At 58.1% G+C, this 26,581-nt stretch carries 22 protein-coding genes and 1 tRNA gene; 10 read left to right on the forward strand and 13 right to left on the reverse strand.

Going from position 1 to position 26,581, the window contains the following annotated elements:
- Positions 1–201: 201 nt before the first annotated feature.
- Positions 202–768 carry a tyrosine-type recombinase/integrase gene (locus MWU53_RS13575; RefSeq protein ID WP_247094195.1) on the forward strand — a complete coding sequence of 189 codons (567 nt, stop codon included), beginning with the start codon at positions 202–204 and terminating at the stop codon, positions 766–768.
- 83 nt (positions 769–851) lie between these two features.
- On the opposite strand, the gene MWU53_RS13580 is transcribed toward MWU53_RS13575, so the two are convergent.
- The gene (locus MWU53_RS13580; RefSeq protein WP_247094196.1) at positions 852–1,445 is read right to left on the reverse strand and encodes a TetR/AcrR family transcriptional regulator; all 594 of its coding nucleotides are present in this window, start codon (positions 1,443–1,445) and stop codon (positions 852–854) included.
- Between the two features lie 95 nt (positions 1,446–1,540).
- Here MWU53_RS13580 and MWU53_RS13585 point away from each other — a divergent pair, with 95 nt between their 5' ends.
- From MWU53_RS13585 to MWU53_RS13595, 3 genes are read left to right on the forward strand one after another with little or no spacing between them, the layout of a single operon-like run.
- Complete coding sequence (locus MWU53_RS13585) at positions 1,541–2,038, forward strand: cytochrome b/b6 domain-containing protein (RefSeq protein WP_247094197.1); 498 nt, start codon at positions 1,541–1,543, stop codon at positions 2,036–2,038.
- Between the two features lie 4 nt (positions 2,039–2,042).
- Positions 2,043–3,341 carry a hypothetical protein gene (locus MWU53_RS13590; RefSeq protein WP_247094198.1) on the forward strand — a complete coding sequence of 433 codons (1,299 nt, stop codon included), beginning with the start codon at positions 2,043–2,045 and terminating at the stop codon, positions 3,339–3,341.
- Complete coding sequence (locus MWU53_RS13595; protein WP_247094199.1) at positions 3,338–6,427, forward strand: efflux RND transporter permease subunit; 3,090 nt, start codon at positions 3,338–3,340, stop codon at positions 6,425–6,427. The genes MWU53_RS13590 and MWU53_RS13595 overlap by 4 nt, the downstream gene beginning before the upstream one ends.
- Positions 6,428–6,573: 146 nt before the next feature.
- On the opposite strand, the gene MWU53_RS13600 is transcribed toward MWU53_RS13595, so the two are convergent.
- The 5 genes from MWU53_RS13600 to MWU53_RS13620 form a co-directional block, all read right to left on the reverse strand.
- Positions 6,574–7,269, reverse strand: a complete 696-nt coding sequence (locus tag MWU53_RS13600) for a GNAT family protein (RefSeq protein WP_247094200.1) — start codon at positions 7,267–7,269, stop codon at positions 6,574–6,576.
- Between the two features lie 34 nt (positions 7,270–7,303).
- A complete protein-coding gene (locus MWU53_RS13605; RefSeq protein ID WP_247094201.1) occupies positions 7,304–7,696 on the reverse strand; it encodes a cupin domain-containing protein in 393 nt (130 codons plus the stop codon).
- A 100-nt stretch (positions 7,697–7,796) separates the two neighbouring features.
- Positions 7,797–8,513 (reverse strand): helix-turn-helix transcriptional regulator, encoded by a 717-nt coding sequence (locus MWU53_RS13610; protein WP_247094202.1) that lies wholly within the window; start codon positions 8,511–8,513, stop codon positions 7,797–7,799.
- Positions 8,514–8,699: 186 nt separating this feature from the next.
- Positions 8,700–10,193: a tyrosine-type recombinase/integrase gene (locus tag MWU53_RS13615; RefSeq protein WP_247094203.1), complete on the reverse strand. Its 1,494-nt coding sequence runs from the start codon at positions 10,191–10,193 to the stop codon at positions 8,700–8,702.
- Positions 10,194–10,440: 247 nt separating this feature from the next.
- Positions 10,441–10,514 (reverse strand) — tRNA-Cys (locus MWU53_RS13620).
- Between the two features lie 200 nt (positions 10,515–10,714).
- Here MWU53_RS13620 and MWU53_RS13625 point away from each other — a divergent pair.
- The 3 genes from MWU53_RS13625 to MWU53_RS13635 all read left to right on the forward strand — a co-directional run bounded on the left by MWU53_RS13625 (position 10,715) and on the right by MWU53_RS13635 (position 14,001).
- A complete protein-coding gene (locus MWU53_RS13625) occupies positions 10,715–11,368 on the forward strand; it encodes a protein-L-isoaspartate O-methyltransferase (RefSeq protein ID WP_247094204.1) in 654 nt (217 codons plus the stop codon).
- Positions 11,369–11,413: 45 nt separating this feature from the next.
- Positions 11,414–12,814: a TolC family outer membrane protein gene (locus MWU53_RS13630; protein ID WP_247094205.1), complete on the forward strand. Its 1,401-nt coding sequence runs from the start codon at positions 11,414–11,416 to the stop codon at positions 12,812–12,814.
- Positions 12,815–12,966: 152 nt separating this feature from the next.
- Positions 12,967–14,001, forward strand: coding sequence for a hypothetical protein (locus MWU53_RS13635; RefSeq protein ID WP_247094206.1), 1,035 nt, complete (start codon positions 12,967–12,969; stop codon positions 13,999–14,001).
- 98 nt (positions 14,002–14,099) lie between these two features.
- On the opposite strand, the gene MWU53_RS13640 is transcribed toward MWU53_RS13635, so the two are convergent.
- Entirely contained in the window at positions 14,100–15,545 is a 1,446-nt protein-coding gene (locus MWU53_RS13640) for a cobyric acid synthase (RefSeq protein WP_247094207.1), read from the reverse strand.
- Positions 15,546–15,666: 121 nt separating this feature from the next.
- Positions 15,667–15,984, reverse strand: a complete 318-nt coding sequence (locus tag MWU53_RS13645; RefSeq protein ID WP_108856960.1) for a DUF6280 family protein — start codon at positions 15,982–15,984, stop codon at positions 15,667–15,669.
- A 213-nt stretch (positions 15,985–16,197) separates the two neighbouring features.
- Between MWU53_RS13645 and efp the strand changes: the two genes are divergently transcribed.
- Positions 16,198–16,761 (forward strand): elongation factor P, encoded by a 564-nt coding sequence (efp, locus tag MWU53_RS13650; RefSeq protein WP_247094208.1) that lies wholly within the window; start codon positions 16,198–16,200, stop codon positions 16,759–16,761.
- Between the two features lie 63 nt (positions 16,762–16,824).
- Positions 16,825–17,370 (forward strand): pseudouridine synthase, encoded by a 546-nt coding sequence (locus tag MWU53_RS13655; RefSeq protein ID WP_247094209.1) that lies wholly within the window; start codon positions 16,825–16,827, stop codon positions 17,368–17,370.
- A gap of 74 nt (positions 17,371–17,444) precedes the next feature.
- Here the strand turns inward: MWU53_RS13655 and MWU53_RS13660 are convergent, their stop codons facing one another.
- The 3 genes from MWU53_RS13660 to MWU53_RS13670 are packed head-to-tail and all read right to left on the reverse strand — an operon-like array spanning position 17,445 to position 20,776.
- Positions 17,445–18,179 (reverse strand): folate-binding protein, encoded by a 735-nt coding sequence (locus MWU53_RS13660; protein WP_247094210.1) that lies wholly within the window; start codon positions 18,177–18,179, stop codon positions 17,445–17,447.
- Between the two features lie 24 nt (positions 18,180–18,203).
- On the reverse strand, positions 18,204–20,093 hold the full coding sequence (locus tag MWU53_RS13665) for an ABC transporter ATP-binding protein (protein WP_247094211.1): 1,890 nt from the start codon (positions 20,091–20,093) through the stop codon (positions 18,204–18,206).
- Complete coding sequence (locus MWU53_RS13670) at positions 20,093–20,776, reverse strand: tyrosine-protein phosphatase (RefSeq protein ID WP_247094212.1); 684 nt, start codon at positions 20,774–20,776, stop codon at positions 20,093–20,095. Before MWU53_RS13670 ends, MWU53_RS13665 begins: the two co-directional genes overlap by 1 nt.
- A 156-nt stretch (positions 20,777–20,932) precedes the next feature.
- Between MWU53_RS13670 and MWU53_RS13675 the strand changes: the two genes are divergently transcribed.
- Positions 20,933–22,132: an aminotransferase class V-fold PLP-dependent enzyme gene (locus MWU53_RS13675; RefSeq protein ID WP_247094213.1), complete on the forward strand. Its 1,200-nt coding sequence runs from the start codon at positions 20,933–20,935 to the stop codon at positions 22,130–22,132.
- Here MWU53_RS13675 and MWU53_RS13680 read toward each other — a convergent pair.
- Both MWU53_RS13680 and MWU53_RS13685 read right to left on the reverse strand, forming a co-directional pair.
- Positions 22,129–23,241 (reverse strand): pyridoxal phosphate-dependent aminotransferase, encoded by a 1,113-nt coding sequence (locus tag MWU53_RS13680; protein ID WP_247094214.1) that lies wholly within the window; start codon positions 23,239–23,241, stop codon positions 22,129–22,131. The two genes, MWU53_RS13675 and MWU53_RS13680, sit on opposite strands and share 4 nt — an antisense overlap.
- 85 nt (positions 23,242–23,326) lie before the next feature.
- Positions 23,327–26,452 carry a valine--tRNA ligase gene (locus MWU53_RS13685; protein WP_247094322.1) on the reverse strand — a complete coding sequence of 1,042 codons (3,126 nt, stop codon included), beginning with the start codon at positions 26,450–26,452 and terminating at the stop codon, positions 23,327–23,329.
- Positions 26,453–26,581 lie beyond the last annotated feature (129 nt).

The following is a 26,581-nucleotide window of genomic DNA, read 5'->3' on the forward strand; positions in this document are numbered from 1 at the left end:
CCTTGGCCGCAAAGCACCTCAACCTGCCGTAACTTCGTGACAATCTCTTCAGGCTTGTGTCGTTTGATTCCCATATCTGATCCTCCGTTTCCTAACTATAGGGGCGGACCACTTCAGTGGGGGAGGATCAGGTCGACCAACCGAAACCTCAGACTTTACAGTCATTTATAGCAAATGATTATGTTTTGAGGGGATTACACTATGCGCCAGGCACAAACACTCAACGAAGCCCAGCTGCGTCGAGTTTTACACTACTGCCGTAGCCGCCGTCATCCAACTCGCGACGAAACCATCGTCCTGTTCAGCTTTTACGCAGGACTAAGGGCCAAGGAGCTGGCAGCACTCAAACGCGGTGATGTATTTGATGAAGAGGGCAATGTGCGTGAGCAGTTCATCCTGAGCGCGGCGCAGAGCAAAGGCGGCAAAACGCGAACCGTGTATCTCAACCAACGTTTGCGCAAAGCATTGGCAGAGTTTGCTGCTGGACTAAACCTCAGTGATCCAAATCGGGCTCTGTTTGAAAGCCAAAAAGGTGGACACTTCTCGGCCAATACCATGTGCCAGCTGTTCTTGGATATCTATAAAGCAGTAGGGCTAAAGGATGCATCAAGTCACTCGGGACGCAGAACATATATCACGCGGCTAGCAAACAAAGGCGTTGGTGTGCGCTTGCTGGCTGAGCTTGCCGGGCATTCTCATATCTCAACAACACAGCGCTACATTGATGTGAATGCGGAGCAACTCAGTGCAGCGGTGGAGCTACTTTGATTGTCACTTACGGCCCAAAGCTGCCGTTCGGTCTCTGGCCGATCGCTGCGCCGCAGCTTCTCAGAAGCGTACAAGGCTCTCCTCTATCTGCGTAGCAGCCCCATTTGTACGTCAAACAAGCGCAATCCTTCATCAACGAGAGAAAAGCCACGTGCTCCAAGGGTCCATCGGATTGCGATACCCTGCACAAGCGAGGTTAGCAAAATGGCGATGTCTTCGGGACTTTCGTCACCCTGCAGATCCCCAGACGCCTGCTGATCTCGGATCGCAGAAACCAATCGACTTTGATACGCGCTGAGAATTTCGCGAAACACATTGCGCAAGCCAGGATTTTCTACCTGCAATTCGCGGGAGAATAAGATTGATGGCAAGGCCGGCGTGTGGGCAATTTCTGATAGCTGCGCTTCGATCAAAGCCTTCAATCGATCATTCGGCCCATTAGCAAAGAGTTCTGCTGCGCTCCAAGCTGTATTTAGCTGTTCCGCGATATACTCGGCCACTTCCAGCCAGAGTTCGTTTTTGGTCGGGAAGTGGCGAAAGATCGCAGGCTGGCTGAGGCCAATGGCGCGTGCGACATCTGTTGTACTTAACCGATCAGGGCCAATCTCATCGGCTAATTTTAACACCGCAGCCACGATCTGCGTCTTTCGCTCTTCAGCACTCTGACGGCTGGACATTTGTCACCTCTTGTTAGTTATAACTCACTAACATATAAGGGAGGCGCCAACAACTACTATCCCGAGTCTTCAGTCCAGTTACAAAGGTCCCTGCCATGAATGTCAAAACTGTCCCCTCGGGCTATTCTCGCCTGCAAATAGTTTTACACTGGCTGGTCTTTGCGTTGATCGCCCAGCAATACCTCTTCAAGGGTGCGATTTCGGCAGCGTGGGATCGCGTGACTGACGGGATGGAAATCGGCTTCGATCCGCTCGTCTTTACCCATGTCGGGGGCGGTGCCCTCGTCTTGCTCTTTGCACTGTGGCGAATATCTCTGCGCGCCCGGCATGGTGTGCCGGAAGCAATTGAAGCCAACAAGCTTCAGGGGGCGCTCGCCAAACTCACTCATTTTGGCCTCTATGCGTTGATGATCCTGATGCCGGTGAGCGGATCTGTCGCGTGGTTCGGAGGTGTTGAGGCCGCTGCGCAGGGGCACAACGTGATGAAAATCGTGCTGTTGGCGCTAGTGGCCCTTCATGTCGTGGGTGCATTCTACCACCACTTCGTGCTGCGCGATGGCACGTTGGCGCGGATGCGCGTAGCGAAAGGATGACCTCATGCGTATAGCACCGCTCTTTGCTGCACCACCCATCGCGCTTGGTATCGCTGTCGCCGTCTGGTTGATTTCGTCTGCTCCCGGCCCAGATCGGATTGAGAGTGCAGCGCCTGCTCTGCCAGTCCGGGTTATTACGGCCGCGACAGAAATTATTCGCCCCACGATCAATGTTTGGGGAAACCTGCGTGCGGCCGATACCTGGGTTGCGGTTGCTGAGGTGCAGGGGGAGGTGATCTGGCGTCACCCCGACTTGGAACCCGGACGCTTGATCCCGGCCGGGACCAAGGTGCTGCGTATTGATCCTGCCGATTACGAGCTTGCTTTGGCTCAGGCCCAGGCAGACCTGTTGGCTTTTAACGCTGAAAGCGCGCAATTGGCTACTGAAGCGACCAACACTGCCCGGATATTGGAATTGGAACGCGAGCGGCTCGTTCTTGCCGAAGCTGATCTGGAGCGCATTAGCACGTTGGCCGCTCAGGAGACGATTTCCCAGTCCCGCGCTGATGATGCTGAGCGCGCAACCCTACTGGCACGCCGCACTGTTGCCGAACTGGAAAACAGCCTCGCATTGATCCCGCCTCGTGAGGCTCGGATCACAGCACAGATCGCACGTAGCGAAGCTGCAATTGCGCGGGCCTTGAGGGCACTGGAGCACACCGAGATAAGGACGCCTTTCGATCTAAGAGTCACCGAGGTCGCTGCCGAGCGGTTTCAAACCGTCGCACCCGGTCAGGTCGTTGTCCGGGCAAATGGCATCGCTGCCGCTGAGGTCGTCGCGCATCTGCCGATCGATAGCTTTCGTGGCTTGTTTGGCGACACGTCTGATACAATCTCTGTTTCAGAGATGATGCGCGCCATGCCCTTCACGCAAGTTGATGTGGTTCTAAGTCCGCTGTCAGATCCATCGCAGATCTGGTCAGCCCGCATTAGTCGGGTCGAAGGGGCGCTTGATGCTCGCGCTCGGACCGTGCCGGTCGTGGTGGTCGTTGATGATCCATATGCTGGAGCTAACCCACCAAGCCGCCTGCCGCTGGTTCCAAACATGCAAGTGCTGATTTCCTTTGAAGGCGAGCCTCTCACCGACGCAGTTGTACTTCCTGAAACAGCGCTCCACGGCGGAATGGTACGCGTCTTGGGTCATGGTGGCCTCTTAGAATTGCGTCCGGTCTCAGTTGCCCTTTCTCAGAACGGGCGCATCGTCATCGCCGACGGGATCGAGCCGGGCGACATTGTCGTCATCGACGACATCGCTCCTGCTATTCCTGGAATGGCGCTGACCGCGATCGAGGTTCATCAATGATACGTTGGTTCACGGGCCATCCGACGGCGGGCAATCTTCTATTGCTTCTTTTTCTTGCTGCAGGTTTCTTTGCGGCGCCTGGACTTTTGCGCGAGACCTTCCCTGATTTCCGCGCAGTGGAAGCCGAGATTGTCGTACCCTACAGAGGGGCGGCTGCCGAGGATGTGGAAACAGCTATCTGCGCGCCCCTGTGGGACGGTGTGCAAAGTGTCGAGGGGCTAGAAACCTTCACCTGCACCGCACAGGCTGGTCGCGCGCGAGCAGTAGCCACAATGGCGCCTGGCAATGATGCTTTGCGCTTCGTTAACTCTCTGCGGACCGAGGTTTCGGCCATCGACACCTTCCCAGAACGCGCAGATCCGGCTGTGGTCCGTGAACTACATCGCACCGATCCTGTCACATCAGTTGCCATCTCGGGCGATCTCCCCTTAAGCGAGTTGGATTTCTACGCAGACGGACTGTCGGACCGCTTGACAGCTCTGCCTGGCGTTGCCCGTGTTACACGCGGAGGGTTGGGCACCCGCACCCTTACAATTTCTGTCTCGCGCAAAGTAATGGAAGGCCACGGGCTCACACCCGCGGCACTTGCTATGGCTATCGCTGCGCAAAACATTGACCTGCCTATCGGAACGCTTGAGGGAGATGGTGCCGAACTTACTGTGCGCTTCACCGCTGAACGTGACACCGCTGCTGAGCTGGCCACGATCCCCGTTATGGTGCTACCGAATGGTGCTACTCTGACGCTGAGCGACGTTGCGTTGATCGAGGAGCGCTTCGAGCCGCCGCACGATCGCGCCTTCGTCGATGGCGCTCCTGCTATCGTGCTTGACGTGGCGAAAGCGCTCAATGCAGACGCATTGCGCGTGCTGGACGGCGTGGCAACGCTTGTAGTTGAGGAAACGGATCGCCTACCTGCCTCAATCAAGGTTGAGGTCGTTCAGGACGTGACATCCATCATCCGCGATCGATTGGTGATGCTGGTGCAGAACGGGGTGATCGGCCTTGTTCTAGTCGTCATCGTCATGAGTTTGTTTTTTCGCCCTGGCTTTGCGATCTGGGCGGCAATGGGCTTGCCCGTTGCTTTTGCCGGTGCATTCCTCTGGATGGCATTGACTGGTCTCAGCTTGAATATGATGACGTTGGTTGCGCTTCTTATGGCTATCGGCATCGTAATGGACGACTCTATTGTGATTGCGGATTCCATTGCGGTGCATGCCGCTGAAGATCCGACAGTCGAAACTGTAACGAAAGGCGTCAAAGCTGTAGCCCCTGGCGTTATATCGTCATTCCTAACGACGTTGGCAGTATTTCTACCTCTGGCTTTTTTGGCAGGTGAATTGGGAGCCGTGCTCGAAGTTCTGCCTGTCGTCTTGTTGGCGGCCCTCGCCGCTTCGCTTATCGAAGCCTTTTTTATATTGCCACATCACCTAAAAGGCGGAATGAAAAAGACCACTCCGTCTCGTTTCCGGACTCGATTTGATGCAGGCTTCGATACCTTGCGTGAACGTGGTGTGGGCCGTCTGGCTGACGCAGCAATCAAGGCGCGCTGGCTGGTTGCAGGTCTCGCTATTGGGGCCCTAATCCTGACAGTTGGCGCTCTCGTGGGAGGGGTGGTCAAGCGGGAGGCTATGCCTGAAATAGATGGCGATGTTCTTGAGGCGCGATTGATGCTGCCTGCCGGTACCCCACTGGCACGAGCGACAGAAGCCGTTGTGCAGGTTGAGGCTGCTCTTGACCGCGTAAATGAACGCCTTTCCCCCGAACAGCCTGCGGCGCAGACACTCGTGATCCGTCGCATTACCCGACTTGGCCGCAACCTTTCGACAGGCGAAAATGGCGCTCATGTAGCCACTGTTGCAGTGGACCTTCTTGGCGCTGAGACCCGAGCAAATTCTTTGGATGAGATTGTCACTCTATGGCGAGAAGAGATCGGCTCATTGGCCGGGGTATCATCGCTAATCCTGACTGAGCCGGGGATTGGCCCTCAGGGTATCGCTGTTGAATTGCGCCTCACACACGTTGACCTTGTCGCGCTCGAAGCGGCAGGGCGTACTACTTTGGCTGAACTCGAAACCTACGCCGGCGTACGCAACGCGATCCTCGATCTACGACCCGGCGCAACTGAGTTGCGACTGACCTTATTGCCAGGTGCAGAGGCGCTTGGACTGACTGCCACTGATGTCGCTGGCCAACTTCGTGCCGCTTTTCTTGGTACCCAACTTTCTGAAATCTGGCGCGGTGATCTTGCTTGGGATCTTGAAGTGCGCCTGCCGGATATTGAGCGCGTTACCCGCGCCGACCTAAATGACTTCAGAATTGCCCTACCCGACGGAGTGACCGTGCCGCTATCGAGCATCGTTACCATTGACGAGGCACGTGGATGGGGAGGCATCACACGGCGTAATGGTTTGAGGACACTAACCATTGCTGCTGACGTAGACGGTCGCATCGGCAACGCTGACGCTATCACCGCTCAACTGGTCGATGGTTTTCTTCCTGATTTGGTGTCTGCAACCCCAGGCCTTGACTTCGAAGTTGGAGGACAAGCCGCAAATTCAGCCGAGACCGTCGCCTCGATCCTGCGCGGTTTTTTGATCGGCTTGGTAGGTATCTACATTGTTCTCAGCTTCCAGTTCCGAAGCTATGTTGAGCCGATCATTGTGATGATCACCATCCCACTTGCTTTTCTAGGCGTGATTTGGGGCCATGTCCTTATGGGCTACAATATTTCCATGCCGTCTCTCGTTGGGGCCGCGTCTCTTGCCGGTATTGTTGTGAACAACGCGATTTTATTGGTCGGCGTCATCAATGAACGCCGCGCCGAAGGGCTTTCTGCCGCACTGGCCGCAGGAGAGGCTGTCAGGTCGCGCTTCCGACCGATTTTTGTCTCGGTGTCAACGACCATCATGGGAATGGCACCTTTACTGTTCGAAACTTCGACGCAAGCCCAGACGTTGAAACCACTCGTTATCTCGGTTGTTTTTGGCTTGCTGGCGGCAACGGTTTTGATCTTGCTGGTGTTGCCTGCGTTCTATGCTGCGCTCGAGGATATCCGGCCGCGGAAGCCGTTTGACATCGAGAGGTGAGCGGAGACTTGAAGCCAGTTTGGCAAGTGTAAAGCAAAGGGCTAAGACCGAATGTGAGCTCAAATTTTGAGTGGAGTGTCCGGCCCAAACTGAACATTCACGCTTCAGATATCGCGCGTCCAGTTTGGGTGACGAATGGTTAGCTGTCACTCACTGGGAGAAGCAAACTCCGCTCGGAAATCTTCCAGCTTACGACGCTGTTGGCCGTGTTCATCAAAGTTATCTTCGGACAGCCACGCATCATAGGCGGGGCGCAGTGCTGCCCAATCCTTATCGAGCATCGCGAACCATGCGGTATCGCGGTTGCGGCCTTTGACGATCAAATGCTGATGGAACACCCCTTCGTGACGGAAGCCAAACCGTTCAGCAGCGCGTCTGGATGGGAGGTTTTCGTTGTTACATTTCCATTCGAAACGTCTGTATCCCAGATCGTCAAAGATATGTCGCGCAAAGAGGTAAAGCGCCTCTGTCGCGGCGGGGGTCCGAGAAACGAGAGGGCCCCAATAGATATGGCCGATCTCTACAACGCCATTGGCGGGATCGAGGCGCATCAGGGTCTGACGGCCAGCCACTTTACCCGTCGCCTTGTCGATTACAGCGAAAAAGATGGGGTCTTCGCTTGCGGCGACGTTCTCGACCCACCCGTAAAACTCCGCGCGATCGTTGGGCGGAAAATCGGGCAACCAACGGAAACGTTCTTCACCGTCGGGCTGTGCAGAGGCGTCAAACAGACCATCGGCATGTTTGTTGGCGTTGAGCTTTTCGAGGCGCACGAAGCGTCCTTCAAATACATCGGTTGAGGGTCTGGGGCGGGGTGTCCACTTTGAGAGATCTTCGATCATATCAGTCACTTTGGTCTTAGTATTTCAGGATGTCTTAGGCGTCAGGGCCGTCGACGTTTTCCAAGGTTTCGCCTTTACCAATGCGAAGGAAGACGTAGCGCACATCGTCATCCCCTTCGAGAATTTGGCAGCGATGGATCAGCCGGCGTGGGAAATACGCGTAGTCACCAGCACCCAACTCAAACGACTCCTTGCCGCCAGAACCATGATCAACGCGAATACGCCCTGATAGCATATACATTACGCTGTCAAAGTCCTTGTGGTGATGCCACTGGCTTGGCTCATCAAGCGCCGTTACGTGACATTCGCCAACCCAGAGGTCGCCCGCTTCCAAAGCCTTGCGGCGGATTTGACCCGGGGTGATCGGTCCATCTTGAAGTTCATGGGATCGGATCACGCCGATTTCTTTGAATAGTTCAACAGTCATAGGCTGTTCCCTCATGCTATATCGTTCTGCGCTTTTCAAAGCACAGTTCGGGCCGAAACAGATGGACAACCTTTGTTGTGAAACTGACAAAATTGATGGCTTAGCCCAGATGTAGCGTCCGAGCCTGCGCTGGCGTCAGGCCAAAGGTTCGTTTGAAGGCGACCCCGAACGCAGACTGACTGCTGAACCCAACCTTTTGTGCCACTTTGGAAATGTCACCGTCAGTTGCCAGCATGATGAACGCTGCATTTAGGCGCGCCTGCAACCGCCATTGTCCAAAGGTCATGCCCGTTTCCTTGTAGAACAGCCGCGCTAATGTGCGCCCCGAAGCGCCGCAGGTTTCTGCCCAATCTTCGAGGGATCGTGGATCGGACGGCATTTCCAAAATTGCGTTTGCGACACGAGATAGACGTGCTTCTTTCGGCGAGGGGAGCTTTGTGAACAGTGTTTTAGCTGAGGCGATCTCGCTCAGGATCAGCGCTACAATATGCGGTGTCCGTCCGCTTTCATCCCAGTCCACGGGCTCGTCGCAAAGGGCAACAATCAATTCACGCAGTAGGGGCGTCACTGCGAAAACCCGAGCCTCGGTTGCTACTTTTTCAGCGAAAGTTGGCTCAATGAACAACTCACGCATCGCAACCGCTCCTTCCATCAGAATGGAGTGCTGTTCATCTGCGGGTAAAAACAACGCCTTCGTGGGTGGCAAAACAAAAAACGCATCGGTCGTTTCAATCCGCATGACCCCCGAAACCGCATAGATCAACTGAGCCTTTGGGTGGCAATGCATGCCCGAAGAAAGACCGTCGGGATAGTCCATCGAGAACCCAACGGCCGACCGGTCAGATCGATCGTAGGTGTCCAAAAGGGCCTGTCTCTCTGGCGATATAAATGTATTTTCGGTTGTCATATAGACACATTAGCTGCGTGTAGATTTGCACGCAATTACAAGGTGTTTTCAAAGCAGACGTTTGTGGAACGCACAGCGAATGCCCGCTTTCCGCCCTTAACCGCCAAGTACGCGCGTCAAGCCATCTTCACTGAGCCTCTCGGCCTCAAATGTCATCAATGCTCTTAGCCGCAGCTCCTCGCTTGGATCATAGCCCGCACGCGACACGCCTAGCGCAATCAACAAAGCACTTTCACTGAGTTTACCAGCGTCGAACAGATCAAACGCTTTTGCCGCGGCAGATAGGGCAGGGGCCTGGTCAGTCCTACTGAGCTTAGCAGTAACGAGATCGGGTTCAGCAAGTAATGACTCCTGCTCCTGCATGGCCGCAGTGTTTCGACGCTCAAGCTGCTCGTTCCGCAAATCACGCCCCGAGTGCAGGCCTGGGTTCATAAAGGGCGATAGCTTGCTGTAAAACCGGTCAAGCACGCCTGTGCTATTGCCCATTTGACGGCTGAGCACATGCGTACTGACGCCGCGCTGTAGGTCCAGTGTCGCGTAAAAGTGCCGCCAGCTGTAGAGCGTACGTTTCTTGCCATCTGCCCCGTAGACCAGCCCGAGCTTTTCCAAGAGTTTTTCAAAATTGCGGGATAAATTGGCACGTGCAACGCGCTGTCCAAGTGGTGTGACAAACACATAGTCATCCAGCTTGGCTTCCAGCACATCGTTCAAACTCATGTCTTTGAGTTTGGGGTTCATTTCAACTTGGCGTTCAAATGGACGTATTGCGCGATCTCGAGCGACCAATGGGCGCTGACCTGTCTTGCCGTCTACATAAAGACCTAGATAGGTCTGATCATCTTCGCGCAGCCACAGCAGGTTCTTCCATTTGAGGTCTAGGGCTTCAGTGCCATGCCGCATGCCTGTGTTGGCGAGGATCAGCACATAGTTGCGCAGTACTTCGCGTGTACCAGACGTGATGGGTTTGTCTGTGAGTTTGTGGAACTCCCGCAGCTCTTCATAGATCATGCGGTATTCTTCACGGGTAAAGCTACCCCGGCTTTTGGTCTTTATGCCGTCATTGATAGGCTTTGGACGTATAGCATGTGTGATCCAGCCACGCTGCTCTGCTTCATCCAAAACTCGGTTCAAAGCTGTGTTGTGCGTATTGATGGTGCTGTGATGCGCTTTGCGTCCCAGCTTCTCTGTACGCCACTTGCCAAAATCCACCAGTGCCTTGGCATCAATGCTAGAGACATCATGGCCGCCAAAATAGGGCACAAGGTATTTGTCGATGGCGGTGATATAGTCTTTGAACACAATGTGCCCGCCGCCCGCATCTAACTCTTCCTGCATACGATCCCGTGCAAACTCAGCCACACGCTTAAACTTGCGAGTGCTCTGAGGGAGGTTGTTCTTGGCGCGATCTTCAGCTGTGTAGAAGAACTTCATCGCAATATCAGTCGCGCGATTGACGTCCTCAGTTTTTGTAGAGAAACGGTGCCACGAACCGTCAGCCAGTTTGACGCGCGCCTGCCATTTGGCACTCCGTTCACGCTTGTCCAAGCGCACGTATTCGCTGATGTGGATGGTTTGGGCATCCTGTGACATGAGCACAGCATACAGCTCGCGCAGCCTTAGGAAAACTCTGCAGATTTAGTATTAGAAAAATCTTGAGCTTTTGTGTGTGGCACACAGCAATTGCGCTCATAACGAGCTCAAAATGCCGCCGACTCAGCTGAGGCTCAAAACGCTCTGTTCAACACCGCAAACACACTCAGTTTGAGGTGTGTATAGTGTGTATCAAGTGTGTATCGCTATTTTGGAGTGGAAAAATCAGCTAAGTCATTGATTTTATTGGAGGCGAGTAGGAGAATCGAACTCCTGTACACGGATTTGCAATCCGCTGCGTCACCACTCCGCCAACTCGCCATCCGTGGTGTTGGGGTTCTCTAGCGCGGGTCTTGGGGGGATGTCCAGCCCGGTTTCGTGCTTGGATGTGTGATTTTCCGGCACAAGTTTCAGAAAACGCCAGATCCGGTGCTCAATAAGGTCGCACCACCTTGCAGGATTGCAGCCATCGGCCTAACTGTGGCAGAAGATAACAAAGATCCCAGAACCATAGGCCCGCCATGACTGATTTCGCCGCACGCCGTACCATGATGGTCGACACGCAGGTGCGTCCCTCGGATGTTACCAAATTCCCGATCATTGATGCGATGTTGACTGTCGCGCGCGAGGAATATGTTCCGGATGGCAAACGCGAGGCTGCTTATGTCGGTGAAAATATCGATTTGGATGATGGTCGCGTGATGCTTGAACCGCGCACTCTGGCCAAGATGCTGGATGCGTTGAACGTGCAGCCGAACGAGCTGGTATTGGATTTGGGCTGTGGCCTGGGCTACAGCGCCGCCATTTTGGCGCGTCTGGCGGATTTCGTCATTGCGGTGGAAGAAACAGAAGACCGCGCCAACGAAGCACAGGGCATTCTGTCGGCTCAGGGTGTGGACAACGTGGCTGTGGTCGCAGGTCCGCTTGTCGAGGGCAACGAAAAGAACGGTCCTTATGATGTGATCATGGTTGAGGGTGCAGTGGAAACCGTACCCGCAACCTTGTTGGATCAGCTCAAGGATGGCGGGCGCATTGCCTGCATCTTTGCCGAGGGGATGTTGGGAACTGTAAAAATCGGGTATAAGATTGATGGGGACATGGTCTGGCGGCCGAATTTCAACGCCGGCGCCCCCGTTGTGGCTGGATTTGAAGCGCCACAAGAGTTCGCGCTTTAAGATCGACGACACGCCCGCACTGAATTTGAGAGGCAGGAGAGCAATATGCGTATTGGGTTTAAATCGAAGCTGACCGGGCTGGCCGTAGCCTGCGCGCTTGTCGCCACGCCGGCGGCCCATGCTGAAAGCCTCTCGGACGCGATGGCGTCGGCCTATAAGAACAGCGGTCTACTGGATCAGAATCAAGCTCTGCTGCGCGCCGCGGACGAAGACGTCGCGATTGCGCAGGCCAGACTTCGCCCCGTTCTAAGCTACGCGATTCAGCACACTTGGATCGACCCGACCACGCTTGTACCAAATGACGACTATTGGCGCACGTCGGCAACGCTTACGGCCTCGGTCCTGTTGTTCAACTTTGGCCGTGGTAAAATGGCGGTTGAAGCCCAGAAAGAAGCCGTGCTTGCGACGCGTGACAGCCTTGTCGGTGTCGAGCAGAGCGTGCTTCTACGCGCGGTCAACGCGTTCCTGAATGTCCGCTCGGCAAGCGAGAACGTTCAGCTTCAGGCCAACTCGGTCCGTGTTCTGACGCAGGAGCTGCGGGCTGCGAATGACCGCTTCGAAGTGGGCGAGGTCACGCAGACTGACGTCGCGCTGGCGCAGGCGCGTCTTGCTGCCGCGCGATCAGGCGAGGCTTCGGCGCAAGGCAACCTTGCGATTGCGCGTGAAGAGTATCGTGCCGCAACCGGGCATTACCCAGGCACTTTGTCGGCACCGCCGCGCTTCCCTATGACCGCAAAAACGCTGGATGCCGCGAAGGCCATTGCGCGCGAACGTCATCCTGATCTGCTTGCCGCACAACACAATGTGCGCGTAACCGAACTGGCTGCAGAGATTTCGAAAGCGTCGATGAAACCGTCCTTGGTGGGCTCGGCCAGCGCGACTTGGATGGACCGGACCTCGGCTTCGTCCAGCGCGGACAGCACAAACACCACCGTCGGCATCGCGCTGCAGGGCGATATTTATTCCGGCGGTTTGAAATCCGCTGAGTATCGCAAATCGATTGCTCAGATCGACGCCGCAAAGGCAGGCCTGCGTCAGGCGCGCATCGCCGTTGATCAGGGGGTTGCAAACGCATGGGCGCAACTGGCCATCGCATCGGCTTCGCTTGAAGCGACAGATCGTCAGATCCGCGCCAGCCGCGTTGCTCTGCGCGGTGCACGGGAAGAGGCATCTCTGGGCTCGAGAACCACGTTGGATGTTCTGAATGCCGAGCAAGAGCTGCTCGATGCAGAAGCCGCCCGCATCACCGCACAATCGAATCAGTACCTTGCTGTCTATTCTCTGTTGTCCTCGATGGGTCTTCTGACGGCCGAGTACCTGAATCTCGGCGTCGTCGCTTTCGACCCCGAAGCCTACTACAACACCGTCAAATCCGCGCCGATCTACCGCGTCAGCCCTCAGGGCCAGCGTCTGGACCTCGTGCTCGAGGCGCTGGGTAAGAAGTAAAGCACTTTCCGAGACTTGCGCAGCGTGTGTGATTTGCCTCGCTGTCGCAGGTTTCTACTTGTGGCTGTTGTCTGGTTGGACTGAACTGGCTAGTCTGACATGAAACACACCGGGATTCCCGCGGTGTGTCGCAGTCAAATAGGAAGTGCCATATGTCGGATCCGGTCTCGAACGCAGAAATTGAAGATGTTCTGTCCTCGATCCGTCGTCTGATTGCTGCCGGTGATCCCGACCAAAAGGACGAGGTTCAATCGCCCGCGCCTGAAGATGACAAGTTGATCCTGACGCCTGCCTTCCGCGTGTTCGGAGGCGACCCTGAGAACGCCGTCAATGACGACACGCCGATCGTCTCGAAGCATGCCCCAACAGGGCGCGATATACCTGTTGAGTTGCTGGAGCAGGGTGATCCATCTGCCGCTGAAGTGGTTGAGCTGTCCGACGATGCCGACGCGACCCCTCCGTTTGTTCTGTCCTTTGACACCAACATGGCCGAGCCCGGGCTGCAAAGCACGTCGGATATGCCGATGCCCCCTGCGGACACACAGGTTGATTTCGAGGATAACTGGGACAGCGACGCATTGGGTGAAACCGCACAGGTGGCTTTTCTCCATCAGCGCGTGACGAGCGTGGCGGCGCATTCGCCCTCTGACGAGGTTGAACCGGAAACAGCTGTTGAAGACGCTGCCAAGCCCGAGATTATGGTCGAGGAAGAGGTTTCCACACTTGAAGCCGAAGCATCCGCGATCGACGCCGTGGCGCCCGCAGTTGAAGATGCACCTGAGGTCGAAGGCGTGGTTGGGCTGGCCTCTGGCGACGACGCCATCGACGACGAAGATCCCAAGTTTGTCGAGGTCGAGCCGCTTCAGGCCGACGGTGACGTCCCGCCAGAAGACGAGGCCGAAGACCAGCCTATTCTCGCCGAGGCCGACGATAATGATCTGACGGATGAACCGGCTGATGACAGCCTAGGAACCGAGGTCATGGCCGCAAGCGTAGATGACGCGCCCATGGCCGAGATCGTCGATGACGACAGCGATTTCATCGACGAAGACCACCTACAAGAGATCGTCTCGCGGATTGTGCGAGAAGAGCTGAAAGGCGAAATGGGCGTGAAGATCACCCAGGCCGTCCGCCGGATGGTGCGTCGCGAAGTGACCCGCGCTTTGTCTTTGGAAAAGTTCGACTAAAGCTTTCCACCTTTGACCCGAGATCTAGAGCGACACGAATGCGCCGAGCGCGTGTCAGGGTATTCGTGTCTTACGAAAAAGGCAGAGTGTTCTGAGGCTTAGTGGGCTAACGCCAGTAGGGCATCAATATCCAGATGGGTTTCCAGATGATCGGCCAACGCGTCTAGACTGGTCTCGATCTGCGCGTCGAAACTAACGTCTGAGGTTTGCGCGCCCAGCCCGTTCAGGAAATGACGCCGGAAGCCGTCTGCTGCGAAAAGCCCGTGCAGATAACAGCCCTGAATGCGCCCGTCGCTGCTGCTAGCGCCTTCCGGGCGGTCGCCGACTGACAGCCAGGCCTTGTCACAATCCGGGCCTTCCGTGCGGCCCAGATGGATCTCGTACCCTTCAACCACTTTGCCCGAGGGCAAGTGGGTGGCTTGGGTCAGCGCCAGCGTTTTGCGGGGTTCCAGATGCGTGACAACGTCCAGATGCCCCAGCCCGGCCACGCGCCCCGCCGGGCCTTCGATGCCGTCGGCGTCGATGATCTCGGTTCCCAGCATCTGATAGCCACCACAGATGCCCAGAACGTGCCCGCCGCGCCGGATATGGGCGGTCAGGTCGATGTCCCAGCCCTGCGCGCGGAAGTCCGCTAGATCGGCGATGGTGGACTTCGAACCCGGGATCAGCACCAGATCAGCATCGCCGGGCAGGGGGCGGCCGGGCTCGATGATCTCGACCGTGACATCTGGTTCATTCACCAGCGGGTCCAGATCGTCGAAATTGGCAATTCGGTTCAGACGCGGCACGGCAATCTTGAAGGCGCCGCCTTTGCGGGTGGTGATGTCCATCACGTCCTCGGCGGGCAGGCGCCACGCATCCGAGAACCAGGGCAAGGTGCCCAGATCGTGCCAGCCGGTCAGGCGGGCAATCTCGGCGGCACCATCGGCGAACAGGGTGGGGTCTCCACGAAACTTGTTGACCAGAAAGGCTTTGATCCGCGCGCGGTCCTCGTCGGGCAACACGGCATGGGTGCCCACCAGCTGGGCAATCACGCCACCCCGATCAATGTCACCAGCCAGCACGACGGGCAGGTCGGCAGCTTCGGCAAAGCCCATATTGGCAATGTCGCCCTTGCGCAGATTGACCTCGGCAGGGCTGCCTGCGCCCTCGACCAAAACCAGATCGCGGCCCCTGCCCAGACGGTGAAAGCTCTCCAATACGCGCGGCATCAGCTCGGCCTTGGCCTTGCCATAGTCGCGGGCTTTCATCGTGGCAAAGCGCTTGCCCTGCACAATGACCTGCGCCCCGGTGTCGGTCTCGGGCTTCAAGAGAACCGGGTTCATGTCCACAATCGGGTCCAGCCCACAGGCCCGCGCTTGCAGCGCCTGCGCGCGCCCGATCTCGCCCCCATCCACGGTGACGGCCGCGTTGTTTGACATGTTCTGCGGCTTGAATGGGGCCACATTCAGCCCGCGCTTCACAGCCGCCCGCGCAATCCCTGCCACCAGCAGGGATTTCCCAACATTCGAGCCCGCGCCCTGGATCATAATCGCCTTGGTCATGGCCCAGACTTAGGCGCTTTTCAAAGCACGCTCCAGCCCTGTTCCGACATTGGGAAGGGCTGAAACGAAAAACGCGCCCCAAACGGGACGCGCTTTCCTTGGAGTATTCTGCGTATGTACCTTAGGCGGCTTCCGCGGTGGCGGCGTTGCGACGCTCGCTTTCCTCGCGGCTCAGCGCAACCGAGGTACGAATGCCTTTGGAGACGAAGTCCATCAGACCGCTGACGACACGCTCGTTCGGGTCGATGCCAGCACAGCTCAACACCTCGCGCCCATCGCGCGAGCGGGCCCAGCGGGCGATCTGATCGGGGCCGTTGCCGTATTTCTTGTCATCAGCAATGGCGTCGTCCAACGCAGCCAGCACGACAGCAGCAAACAGCTTGCGCGCGCGGTTGCCTTGTTCGTTGTTGAAAGCGGTACCGTCTACGGAGTCCAGCATGGTCGTCCTTTGTTATTCTTGCTCTTGCGGTTTCTGGCGTAGCGGCCAATATGGCTTTTTCTGCGTGATTCGGTATCCCCTGGATCACATGGCAGCCATGCACTTGTTGCATAGCTGTTACAATTGGCCGTTTCACTCGTGCTTGCCAGGGACAAGCCTGCAAGATATAGGATCGGGCCAAGAAATTTCAACCTTTTGTGAAGGTTTCAGGATATGCCCAAGATCAACGGAAACGAAATTCGCCCCGGCAACGTGCTTGAACACAATGGCGGCCTGTGGGCTGCTGTGAAGGTCGACCACGTCAAGCCCGGCAAAGGTGGCGCATTTGCTCAGGTCGAGATGAAGAACCTGCGCAATGGTTCCAAACTGAACGAACGCTTCCGCTCGGCGGACAAGGTCGAGCGTGTTCGTCTGGAACAAAAGGACCAGCAATTCCTTTATGAAGATGACGGCATGCTGATCTTCATGGACACCGAGACCTATGAACAAAACCAGATCCCGGCCGACCTGCTGGGTGAACGCCGCCCCTTCCTGCAAGACGGCATGACCATCGTGGTCGAGTTCTACGACACCGAGGCCCTGAACGCGACCCTGCCGCAGAAAGTGACCTGTGTCATCGAAGAGACCGAGCCAGTCGTGAAAGGTCAGACCGCCGCCAACAGCTTCAAGCCGGCCGTGCTGGACAATGGCGTACGCATTTCGGTGCCGCCCTTTGTGGCACAAGGCGAGGCCATCGTGGTCAACACCGAAACCATGGAATATTCGGAACGCGCCTAAGCGCTTGGCGATACCCCAAAAGAGGGCAGGGCGCAGGCTCTGCCCTTTGTGTTTGAGGCCCAGATGACCACGATCCTCTTCAATAAGCCCTTCAACGTTCTGTCGCAGTTCACCGACAAGGGGAACGACGGCAGCGACCGGCAAACCTTGTCGGACTATATCGATCTGCCGGGTGTTTATGCGGCGGGCCGCCTTGATCGCGACAGCGAAGGGCTTTTGGTGCTGACGGATGATGGGAAGCTTCAGGCGAAACTTGCAAACCCGAAGCATAAGCTTGCAAAAACATATTGGGTGCAGGTCGAGGGCACTCCGGACGAGACCGCCCTTCAAGCGCTGCGCGACGGCGTTGACCTAAAGGACGGGCGCACTCGCCCCGCAAACGCCCGCCGGATCGACGAACCTGCCGGGCTATGGATGCGCAATCCGCCCATCCGCGTACGCAAATCCATCCCCGATTGCTGGATCGAGTTGAAGATCACCGAAGGTAAAAACCGTCAGGTTCGCCGCATGACCGCCGCTGTGGGCCACCCAACCCTGCGCCTGATCCGCTATGGCGTCGGCGCCTACACGCTGGACGGCATTGGCCATGGCAAATGGCGCTACGCCTAATCCGTTTTTTCTTGTCTCAAGTATCCCGGGGGAGCATGACTTTCCGCAGGAAAATCATGCGGGGGCAGAGCCCCTTAGCCCTTCCAGCTGACCACCGCGTCCCCGGCCTGCATGTCGGGACCTGCGCGATCAAAACGCAGATAGGCAATCGCCTGACCACTTGATTGGGTAAACAAAGTCCCCACAGGTTTTCCGTCTCGTGTGATGTCTGTGCCCACAGGGGCTTCCCCCTCGACGGATACCGTCGCCAGACCCTTTTTCAACTCGGTCTTGTGCTTCATCCGCGCTGTCACTTCCTGCCCGACATAGCAGCCCTTGCGGAAGTCTACGCCGTTCAGCCGTTCGAAACCCGCTTCCAGAAGATAGCTGTCGCCGGTCAGTTCCACTCCGCTTTCCGGGATGCAGTGCGCCACGCGAATGGCGTCCCAGTCGGCGCTCGTGTCACCGTTGCGCCCGTCATAGGCACGCCACCCCAGCGCCGCATGGCGGGGATCAGCGAAGGCGCCCTCGGGCGTTTCACCCAACCCACGGGCAGGCACGATATCGGTCGCCTCGATCGAGACATCCGCACGCAGCTTGTACATCGTCAGACGCTGCGCCAGCGAGCGTGCCAGATTCGTGGATACGTCGATCAGAATGGCATCCTCGGCCGGGACCAGCAGGAAATCGGCCAGATACTTGCCCTGCGGCGTCAGAAGGGCCGCGTAGACCAACCCGTCCTTCAGCCCCTTCACGTCATTGGACACCAGCCCCTGCAAAAAGCTTTCGCGATCTGCGCCCGAGACCTTCAACACCGTGCGGTCTGTCATGTTGCTCTCCTGTGTGTCCAAGGGTCAGTCCTTGCGCTTGCGCCACAAGCTGCCCGACAGAATGCCGCGGAACGACCAGCGGGGCGGCTCCTTGGCTTCCTTCGGCAGATAGATCTTATCTTTGCGCGTGGTCGTAGTATCTTGCACGTCGCCGCCGCCATCCTGAAACTGCAGATTATACAGCTGAGCATACAGGCCCCCGCGCTCCAACAGTTGGTCATGGGTGCCCTGATCGACCACACGGCCATGATCCATCACGACGATCTTGTCAGCATCTCGCACGGTGGACAGACGGTGGGCAATGACCAGTGTGGTGCGGCCCTTGGACAGGGTGTCCAAAGCCTCTTGCACCAGCTTTTCCGATTTCGTGTCCAGTGCCGAGGTCGCCTCGTCCAACAGCAGCACCGGGGCATCGCGCAACACGGCGCGTGCAATGGCAACCCGCTGGCGCTGCCCACCAGACAGGTTCGACCCGCGCGGGCCGGCGGGGCTGTCCAAGCCATGTTCCAGGCGTGGGATGAAATCCGAGACATGCGCCGTGTCCAGCGCGTGTTTCATCGCCGTCTCATCCACGCCTTCGCGCCCCATCAGAATGTTGTCGCGCAGGGTCTCGTCAAACAGAAGTGCCTCTTGGCTGACCACCGAGAATAGCCCGCGCAGCTGATCCAACGGCAGGGCAGTTACGTCGGTTTTCCCGATTTTGACCTTGCCGGACTTGGCGTCAGCAAGACGGGTCAGCAAGTTGAACACGGTGCTTTTCCCGGCCCCTGAGGCGCCCACAAGGGCGGTGGTCTTTCCGGCCTCGGCGGTGAAGCTGGTACCGCGCAGGATCGGCGTGTCGCCATAGGCAAAATTCACATTGTCCAGCACGATATCCGCCTGTGCGGCTTTCGCAGGCAGGGCGGCTGGTTTGGTCGGGGACAGGATCGACGGGCGCTGGGCGAACACGTCACGGATCCGCATCATGCTGGCAATCGCCGCCTGCCAGCCGCCGGACACTTTGCCCAGATTGCGCAGCGGATCAAAGACCAGCGCCATCGCGGTGAAGAAGCTCATGAACTCGCCCACGGTCTTCACGCCCGCATTGATCTGCAGCCCTCCATAGACCAGTACGCCGAAAAATCCGATTGCGGCGATGATGTCGATCAGCGCAACAATGGCCCCCTGATTGGCTTGGCTTTGCAGGTGGGTCTTCGCGAAGACGTCGATCTCGCGGTCGACGCGGGACTGTTCGTGCTTCTCGGTCCCTGACAGTTTGATCGAGTTGATGCCATGGAAGATCTCGTCCAACCGGGTCGAAATCTGGGCCGCAGCCCCCCGGCTATCCGTCGTCGTCTTGCGCACGCGTTTTTGCAGGATGCCCATCGGATAGGTCAGGACAGGCGCCGCCGCCACGGCCACCACGACCCACAGCCAGTCAATGGACATCGCCACGCCCAAAAGCGCCAGCAAGGACACCACGTCGCGGGCGACAGCGGCCAGAACGACCTCCCAAATCGTGGCGATCGCCTGCGCGTCGCCGCGTACGCGCTCCATCAACGTACCGGGCGAGTTGTCGCGGAAATAGTCGCTATCCAGTGTCAGCATATGTGCAATCATGTCAGATTGCAGTTTAGCGGCCACACGTTGGCCCACATGGACCATCAGCACGCGGTGCCCGAAGGCGGCAAAGGCGCGTGTGACGAAGATGGCGGCCACGATCAAAGCGACCCCGATGATGGCCTGTGTCGACCCGGACGAAAACGCCACGTCGAACATCGGCTTGATCATGTAGCTTAGACCACCCAGCGCCAGCCCTTCGGTCAGCATCAACAGCATCGCCAGCGTCAAGGGCAGGCGATAGGCGCGCATATAGCCTTTCCACAGCCAGCGGATCATTTCTTTCTGGTCGGTGCGGGCAGTCTCAGAACTCATTACTTTTTCCGTTTCGCCTGAAAGGCTTGGGTCGTTGCCTCGGGGTCATAATGCTGTGTCAACCAATCGCGGACCGAGATCGGGTCGTCCTTGAAATGGTCGGCATAGGCGTTGATCATCGCAGTTAGAATACCCGCTTTCGACCAGCGTTGGTGGGCGTATTTCAAGGACAGTTGCGCGCGCGCTTCGTCAATCGTCGCGCCACACTGGTCCAGCAGATAAAGCGCAGACGCGATGCCAGTGCGATCTGCGCCAGACTTACAATGGACCAGAAATGGCTTCTCGGCACGTTCCATGATGTCCAGCAGTTCCAGATAAACTTCGCGCTCTTTCGCGGCATATGCGGTCATCTGGTGGTTGATCAGCGTCATGCCATAGTCGCGACACGCTTCGACTTCGAACAGGTAGTGCGAAAATTGGCTCTCACCGCGCAGGTTGATCACCGTCTTGATTCCTGCAGCCTGAAGCGCTGGAAAATGCACCGGATCGGGCTGGTTCGACCGCCATGCATCTGGCGACAGCTGATAGCGATTGGGCAGGATCCGGCGAATGAAGGAATGATCGATGATGTTGCTGCGCAGCCGTGCCGCACGCCGTGCTTCTGGGGTCGAGATATCCATCCCGAACCCGTTCTTCCACGCACGTTCGCGTTGTTTGATCTTGGCATACAAGCTCTTGAACATGCGGTCTCGATCCAAATTCAAATTTCCGCCCAAAGGGGTACTTACCGGATGTAGCTTGTCCACGCGCCACAAACAAGCAGGCGACCCTGACAACGACGTTGACGCAATCAGGGTCGCGCATTACCGCTTAAGGCCGGAGAAGTTAAAGAGCAGCCCATGTCCCTATCCTACGGTCGTTCCCATCTGGCCATTCCCGGTCCTTCCGTCATGCCTGATCGCGTGTTGCAAGCGATGCATCGCGCCGCGCCCAACATCTATGCGGGCGAGGTTGTGGATATGATGCCCGACTTGATTGACGGGCTGAAATCGGTCGCACGCACGCAACACCATGCGGTGATCTATATCGCCAATGGTCATGGCGCATGGGAAGCTGCGCTGTCCAATACGCTGGCCCCCGGAGACAAGGTGCTGTCGCTCTGCACGGGGCGGTTTGGGCATGGGTGGCACGAAATGGCTTCGGGGCTGGGCATTGAGCCAGTCATCGCAGAGTTCGGCCTGAAGGCCCCTGTCGATCCAACACGTGTCGAAGAGCTTCTGCGCGCGGATGCTGCGCATAAGTTGAAGGCGGTTCTTCTGACCCATGTGGACACCTCGACCTCGATCCGGAACGATGTGGCGGCGGTACGCGCGGCGATGGACGCTTCCGGGCACCCGGCGCTGTTGATGGTCGATTGCATTGCGTCCATGGGCTGCGATCGTTTTGAAATGGACGATTGGGGCGTGGATGTCGCCGTCGCGGCGTCGCAGAAGGGGCTGATGGTGCCGCCGGGAATGGGCTTTGTCTTCTTCAATGACAAAGCCGCTGCCGTCCGCGCCGTCCATCCGCGCGTGTCGCGCTATTGGGATTGGGAGCCGCGCGCCAACCCGGACCTTTTCTATCAGTATTTCGGCGGTACCGCTCCGACTCATCACCTTTATGGCCTGCGCGAATCGTTGGCGATGATTGCCGAGGAAGGCGGAATGGATGCCGTCTGGGCGCGTCACGCGCATCTGGCCCGCGCGATCTGGGCCGCGTTTGATGCGTGGGGCTCGGATGGTCCGCTTCAGATGAATGTGACCAATCCTGCGCATCGTTCGAATGCCGTGACCTCGCTCCATATCGGCGCACCGCATGGCACTGCGCTGCGCGACTGGACCGAGCAGAACATGGGCGTCACCCTTGGCATCGGCCTTGGCATGTCGACGCCCGAGGACCAGAAAGGCGACGGGTTTTTCCGTCTGGGCCATATGGGCCATGTGAACGCGCCGATGGTGATGGGCGCGCTATCCGCAATTCAGTCGGGCTTGACCGCGCTGGGCATCCCGCATGGCGCGGGCGCGTTGCCCGCCGCTGCACAGGTGATGTCCGAGGTTTAGGCGCGGGCGGCGGCCAGTGCTTTGGGCAGGGCCGCTGCGAAGACATCCAGTTCGTTCGGCTGCCCAGCTGAAATGCGGATGCACCGGTTTTGCGGGGCCGCAAAGGGCATGCGCACGAACACATCCTGCGCAATCAATTGATCCAATACGGCCTTGGCGAACTCGGCGTCCCGCCCGCAATCCACCGCCACGAAATTGGTGGCCGAGGGCAGGGTGGTCAGGCCGTTATCCCGCGCGATCTGGTCGATCCGGGCGCGCGCCTGCGCCACATTCGCGACCACCTGCGCCAAATACTCTTGGTCGTTCAAAGCGGCCAACGCCCCCGCCTGGCTGATCCGGCACATGCCGAAATGGTTGCGGATTTTATTGAAGGCGGTGATCAGCTCGGCCTGCCCAACGGCATAGCCCACCCGTGCGCCTGCCATCCCGTATGCCTTCGAGAACGTGCGCATACGGATTACGCGTGGGTCATTCGTGTTCAGAGCGGGCGCACTGCCTTCCGGGGCAAATTCGATATAGGCTTCGTCCAGCACCAACAGGCAGCCATCGGGTACCGCGTCGATCATGCTCTGGATGGTCTCGGCATCATGCCATGTGCCCATCGGGTTGTCCGGGTTCGCGATGTACACAAGCTTGGCCCCGACCTCGGCCGCTTTGGCGATCAGTGCCTCGGGATCCTCGTGGTCGTCTTTGTAGGGCACTGTCTCCAACACGCCGCCAAAGCCGGCCACGTGATAGTTGAAGGTCGGATACGCGCCCTGCGAGGTTACGACTTTGTCGCCCGGCCCAATGATCAGCCGCACCAGATAGCCAAGGATTCCGTCGATCCCTTCGCCAAACAGAATATTCTCGGGCGCGATGCCGTGGTGATCCGCCAACGCGTGGCGCAGATCGAAGTTTTCGGGGTCGCCATACATCCAGACATCCCCTGCGGCCTCGGCCATCGCGGTGATTGCGCTGGGCGACGGCCCAAAGGTGTTCTCGTTCGCGCCCAATCGCGCCGCAAAATCACGCCCACGGGCGCGTTCCTGTGTCTCTGGGCCAACGAAGGGCACGGTTGCAGGAAGGCTGTCGGCAAGCGGGGTCAGGCGGGCATGGGTCTTGGTCATGCCTTTGTTAGAGCAGGGCGCACGCAGGCGGGCAAGGTTGAAATGACGCACCAAAAGAAAAGGCCGGGTCGCCCCGGCCTGTCCTTTAGATTTCTTTCAAACGGGCGAGGGCGCCGTTCAGCGTCGCCTCTTCCTCTTCGCGGGCAGCAAGGTTTGCCTGCGTTTCGGCCAAAACCTCGGGTGGGGCGTTTTCCGCGAATTTCGGGTTCTTCAGACGCCCGCGCAACCCGCCCAGCTCCTTGGCCAGCTTGCCCAGCGTCTTTTCAAGCCGCGCAATTTCCTCGTCCACGTCGATGATCTCGGCCAAGGGCAGAGCAAAGATGCCACCAGCGACCGCAACGGTGATGCAGCCCTTGGGCAGCTCGGCCATTTCCGTGATCGAGTCGACACGCGCCATGCGCATCACCAGCGCTTGGTTGTTCTCCAGCGCGGTGCGGCCAGCGGTGTCCAGTTCCTGCTGGATCACCGGGATTTTCAGACCTGCAGGGACGTGCATCTGCGAGCGCGCCGAGCGGATGTTTTCGATCAGCGAAATCACCCAGTTCATCTCGCGCGCGGCGTCTTCGTCCAGCAGTTCATCGCCATATTCCGGCCAATCGGCGTGGATCAGCATCTTCGGACGCTCGGCGATCTGGCCCCACAGCTCTTCTGTCACGAAGGGCATGATCGGGTGCAGCATGATCAGACACTGGTCGATAACCCAAGCCATGGTCGCACGGGTTTCGGCCACCACGGCCGCGTCATCCGAGTTCAGAAGCGGCTTCGAGAATTCGACATACCAGTCGCAAACCTTGCCCCAGACATAGGCGTAAAGCCCATGCGCCGCGTCGTTGAAACGGTATGCGGTCAGCGCGGCGTCCACATCTTCGCGGATCTTCGCGGTTTCCGAGATGATCCAGCGGTTCACGGTCTGCGTTGGGCTTGTTGGGTCGAAATCCGCGACCGGTTTACAGTCGTTCATTTCCGCAAATCTTGCAGCATTCCAAAGTTTGGTGCCGAAATTCCGGTATCCCGCCACGCGATCCTTGGACATTTTCAACACGCCCCCGATCGAGGCCATGGCGGTGTTGGTAAACCGCAACGCATCCGCGCCGTATTCGTCAATGATCTCGAGCGGGTCGATCACATTGCCCGTGGTCTTGGACATTTTCTTGCCCTTCTCGTCACGGACAAGACCGTGCAGATAGACCGTGTGGAACGGGTTTTTATGGCAAACGGCCTGAGACATCATCATCATGCGCGCAACCCAGAAGAACAGGATGTCCTGACCGGTGATCAGCACGTCACCCGGGAAGAAGCGGTTAAGCTCGTCCGTGTCCTGAGGCCAGCCCAGCGTGCCGAAGGGCCAGAGACCGGACGAGAACCACGTGTCGAGAACGTCAGGGTCGCGCCAGACAGGGTAAACCAGCTTGGTCGGATCCTGCGAGGTCTCATAGGTTGCAAGGGTTTCGGCCAACATGTGCATCGCTTCGGCGCGGGTGGCCACTTCGACCACACGGGCGTGGTTGAGCGGCGCAGGCAGCGTGACCAGAACCTCACCAAACTTAGGCGCAACCGCGTCGAAGTCATGGGCGCAGTGGCTGTGCTCGTGACCCGGCAGCAGGTCTTGGTCCAGAAGCAGGCGGCCCATTTCGACCAGATCCAGCTCGCCGTCGTTCTCGTCGTCCTTGAAGCCTTTGCCAGACAGATCAAGGCCGTACCACACCGGCACTTGGTGTCCCCACCACAGCTGGCGCGAGATACACCACGGCTCGATGTTTTCCAGCCAGTGATAGAAGGTCTTCTCGCCGCTTTCCGGCATGATCTTCACGTCGCCATTGCGCACAGCGTCCAGCGCGGGGCCGGCGATCTTCTCGGCATCTACGAACCACTGGTCGGTCAGCATAGGCTCGATCACAACGCCCGAGCGGTCGCCGAAGGGCTGCATGATCGGTTTGTTTTCGACGTAAGGCACGGTGCCGGTGACGTCCTCGCCGTCGACGTCGACGGTTTTGGTGATCATCACGGCCAGACCCTCGGCAGTGATCTGATCGACCACCAGCTTACGGGCCTCGAAACGATCCAGCCCGCGGAACTCATCCGGGACAAGGTTCATCGCGGCGATCTTCGCCTCGTCAAAGCCTTCTTCGCCGTTGGCGATGCGCTGGGCGGTCGCGGCTTCGTCTGCGTAGGGCAGGCCATCGGCCCGCATCGCACCGCGGGTGTCCATCAGCGAATACATCGGGATGCCGCCGCGCTTGGCGACCTGATAGTCGTTGAAGTCATGCGCGCCGGTGATCTTCACGGCCCCGGAACCGAAGTTCATATCCGGGTATTCGTCGGTGATGATCGGGATCAGGCGGCGATGCTCTTTCGGACCCACGGGGATTTCGCAAAGCTTGCCGACGATGGGAGCATAGCGTTCGTCATCGGGGTGCACAGCAACGGCGCCGTCGCCCAGCATGGTTTCAGGGCGGGTCGTCGCGATCGAGATGTAATCACGCTCTTCTTCCAGTGTGACATTCCCGTCCTCGTCTTTCTCGACATAGGTATAGGTCGCGCCACCGGCCAGCGGGTATTTGAAGTGCCACATGTGGCCGGGGGTCTCGATGTTCTCGACCTCGAGATCCGAAATCGCGGTTTCGAAATGCGGGTCCCAGTTGACCAGACGCTTGCCGCGATAGATCAGGCCCTTGTCGTACATATCCACGAAGACCTTCAGAACGGCATCGTGGAAATCGGCCGAGTTCTCGTGCCCCGTACGCGGATCGCCCGGAGCACCTGCCATGGTGAAGGCGTTGCGCGACCAGTCGCAGGTCGAGCCAAGGCGCTTCAGCTGTTCGATGATGGTCGAGCCGTATTCGCCCTTCCATTCCCAGACCTTGTCCAGAAAGGCTTCGCGGCCCAGTTCACGGCGACCGGGCTGCTGCGTTTCGGCCAGCATCTTTTCGACCTGAAGCTGGGTCGCGATGCCTGCGTGGTCCTGACCAGGCTGCCACAGCGTGTCGAACCCGCGCATACGGTGCCAACGGATCAGGATGTCCTGCAGCGTGTTGTTGAACGCGTGGCCAAGGTGCAGCGCGCCCGTCACGTTGGGGGGCGGGATCATGATGGTGAAGCTGTCAGCACCGGGTTTGGCGTTCGCGCCCGCCTTGAAGGCGCCGGCCTCTTCCCAGGTCTTATAGATGCGTGCCTCGGCGGATGCTGCGTCGAAGGTCTTGTCCATGGCCATGGTGGTCGTCCCAAATCTCATAAATCAAAGACCGTTTACCCAAGTGGGCGGCAAAGGGAAACCCCGCCTGCACCGGTAGACGAGGGGAGTGGCGAAAATGATCGGACAGGTGGCGAAATCGGAGCCGAT

It is taken from the genome of Aliiroseovarius sp. S1123, assembly GCF_023015885.1.
Classification (GTDB): domain Bacteria; phylum Pseudomonadota; class Alphaproteobacteria; order Rhodobacterales; family Rhodobacteraceae; genus Aliiroseovarius.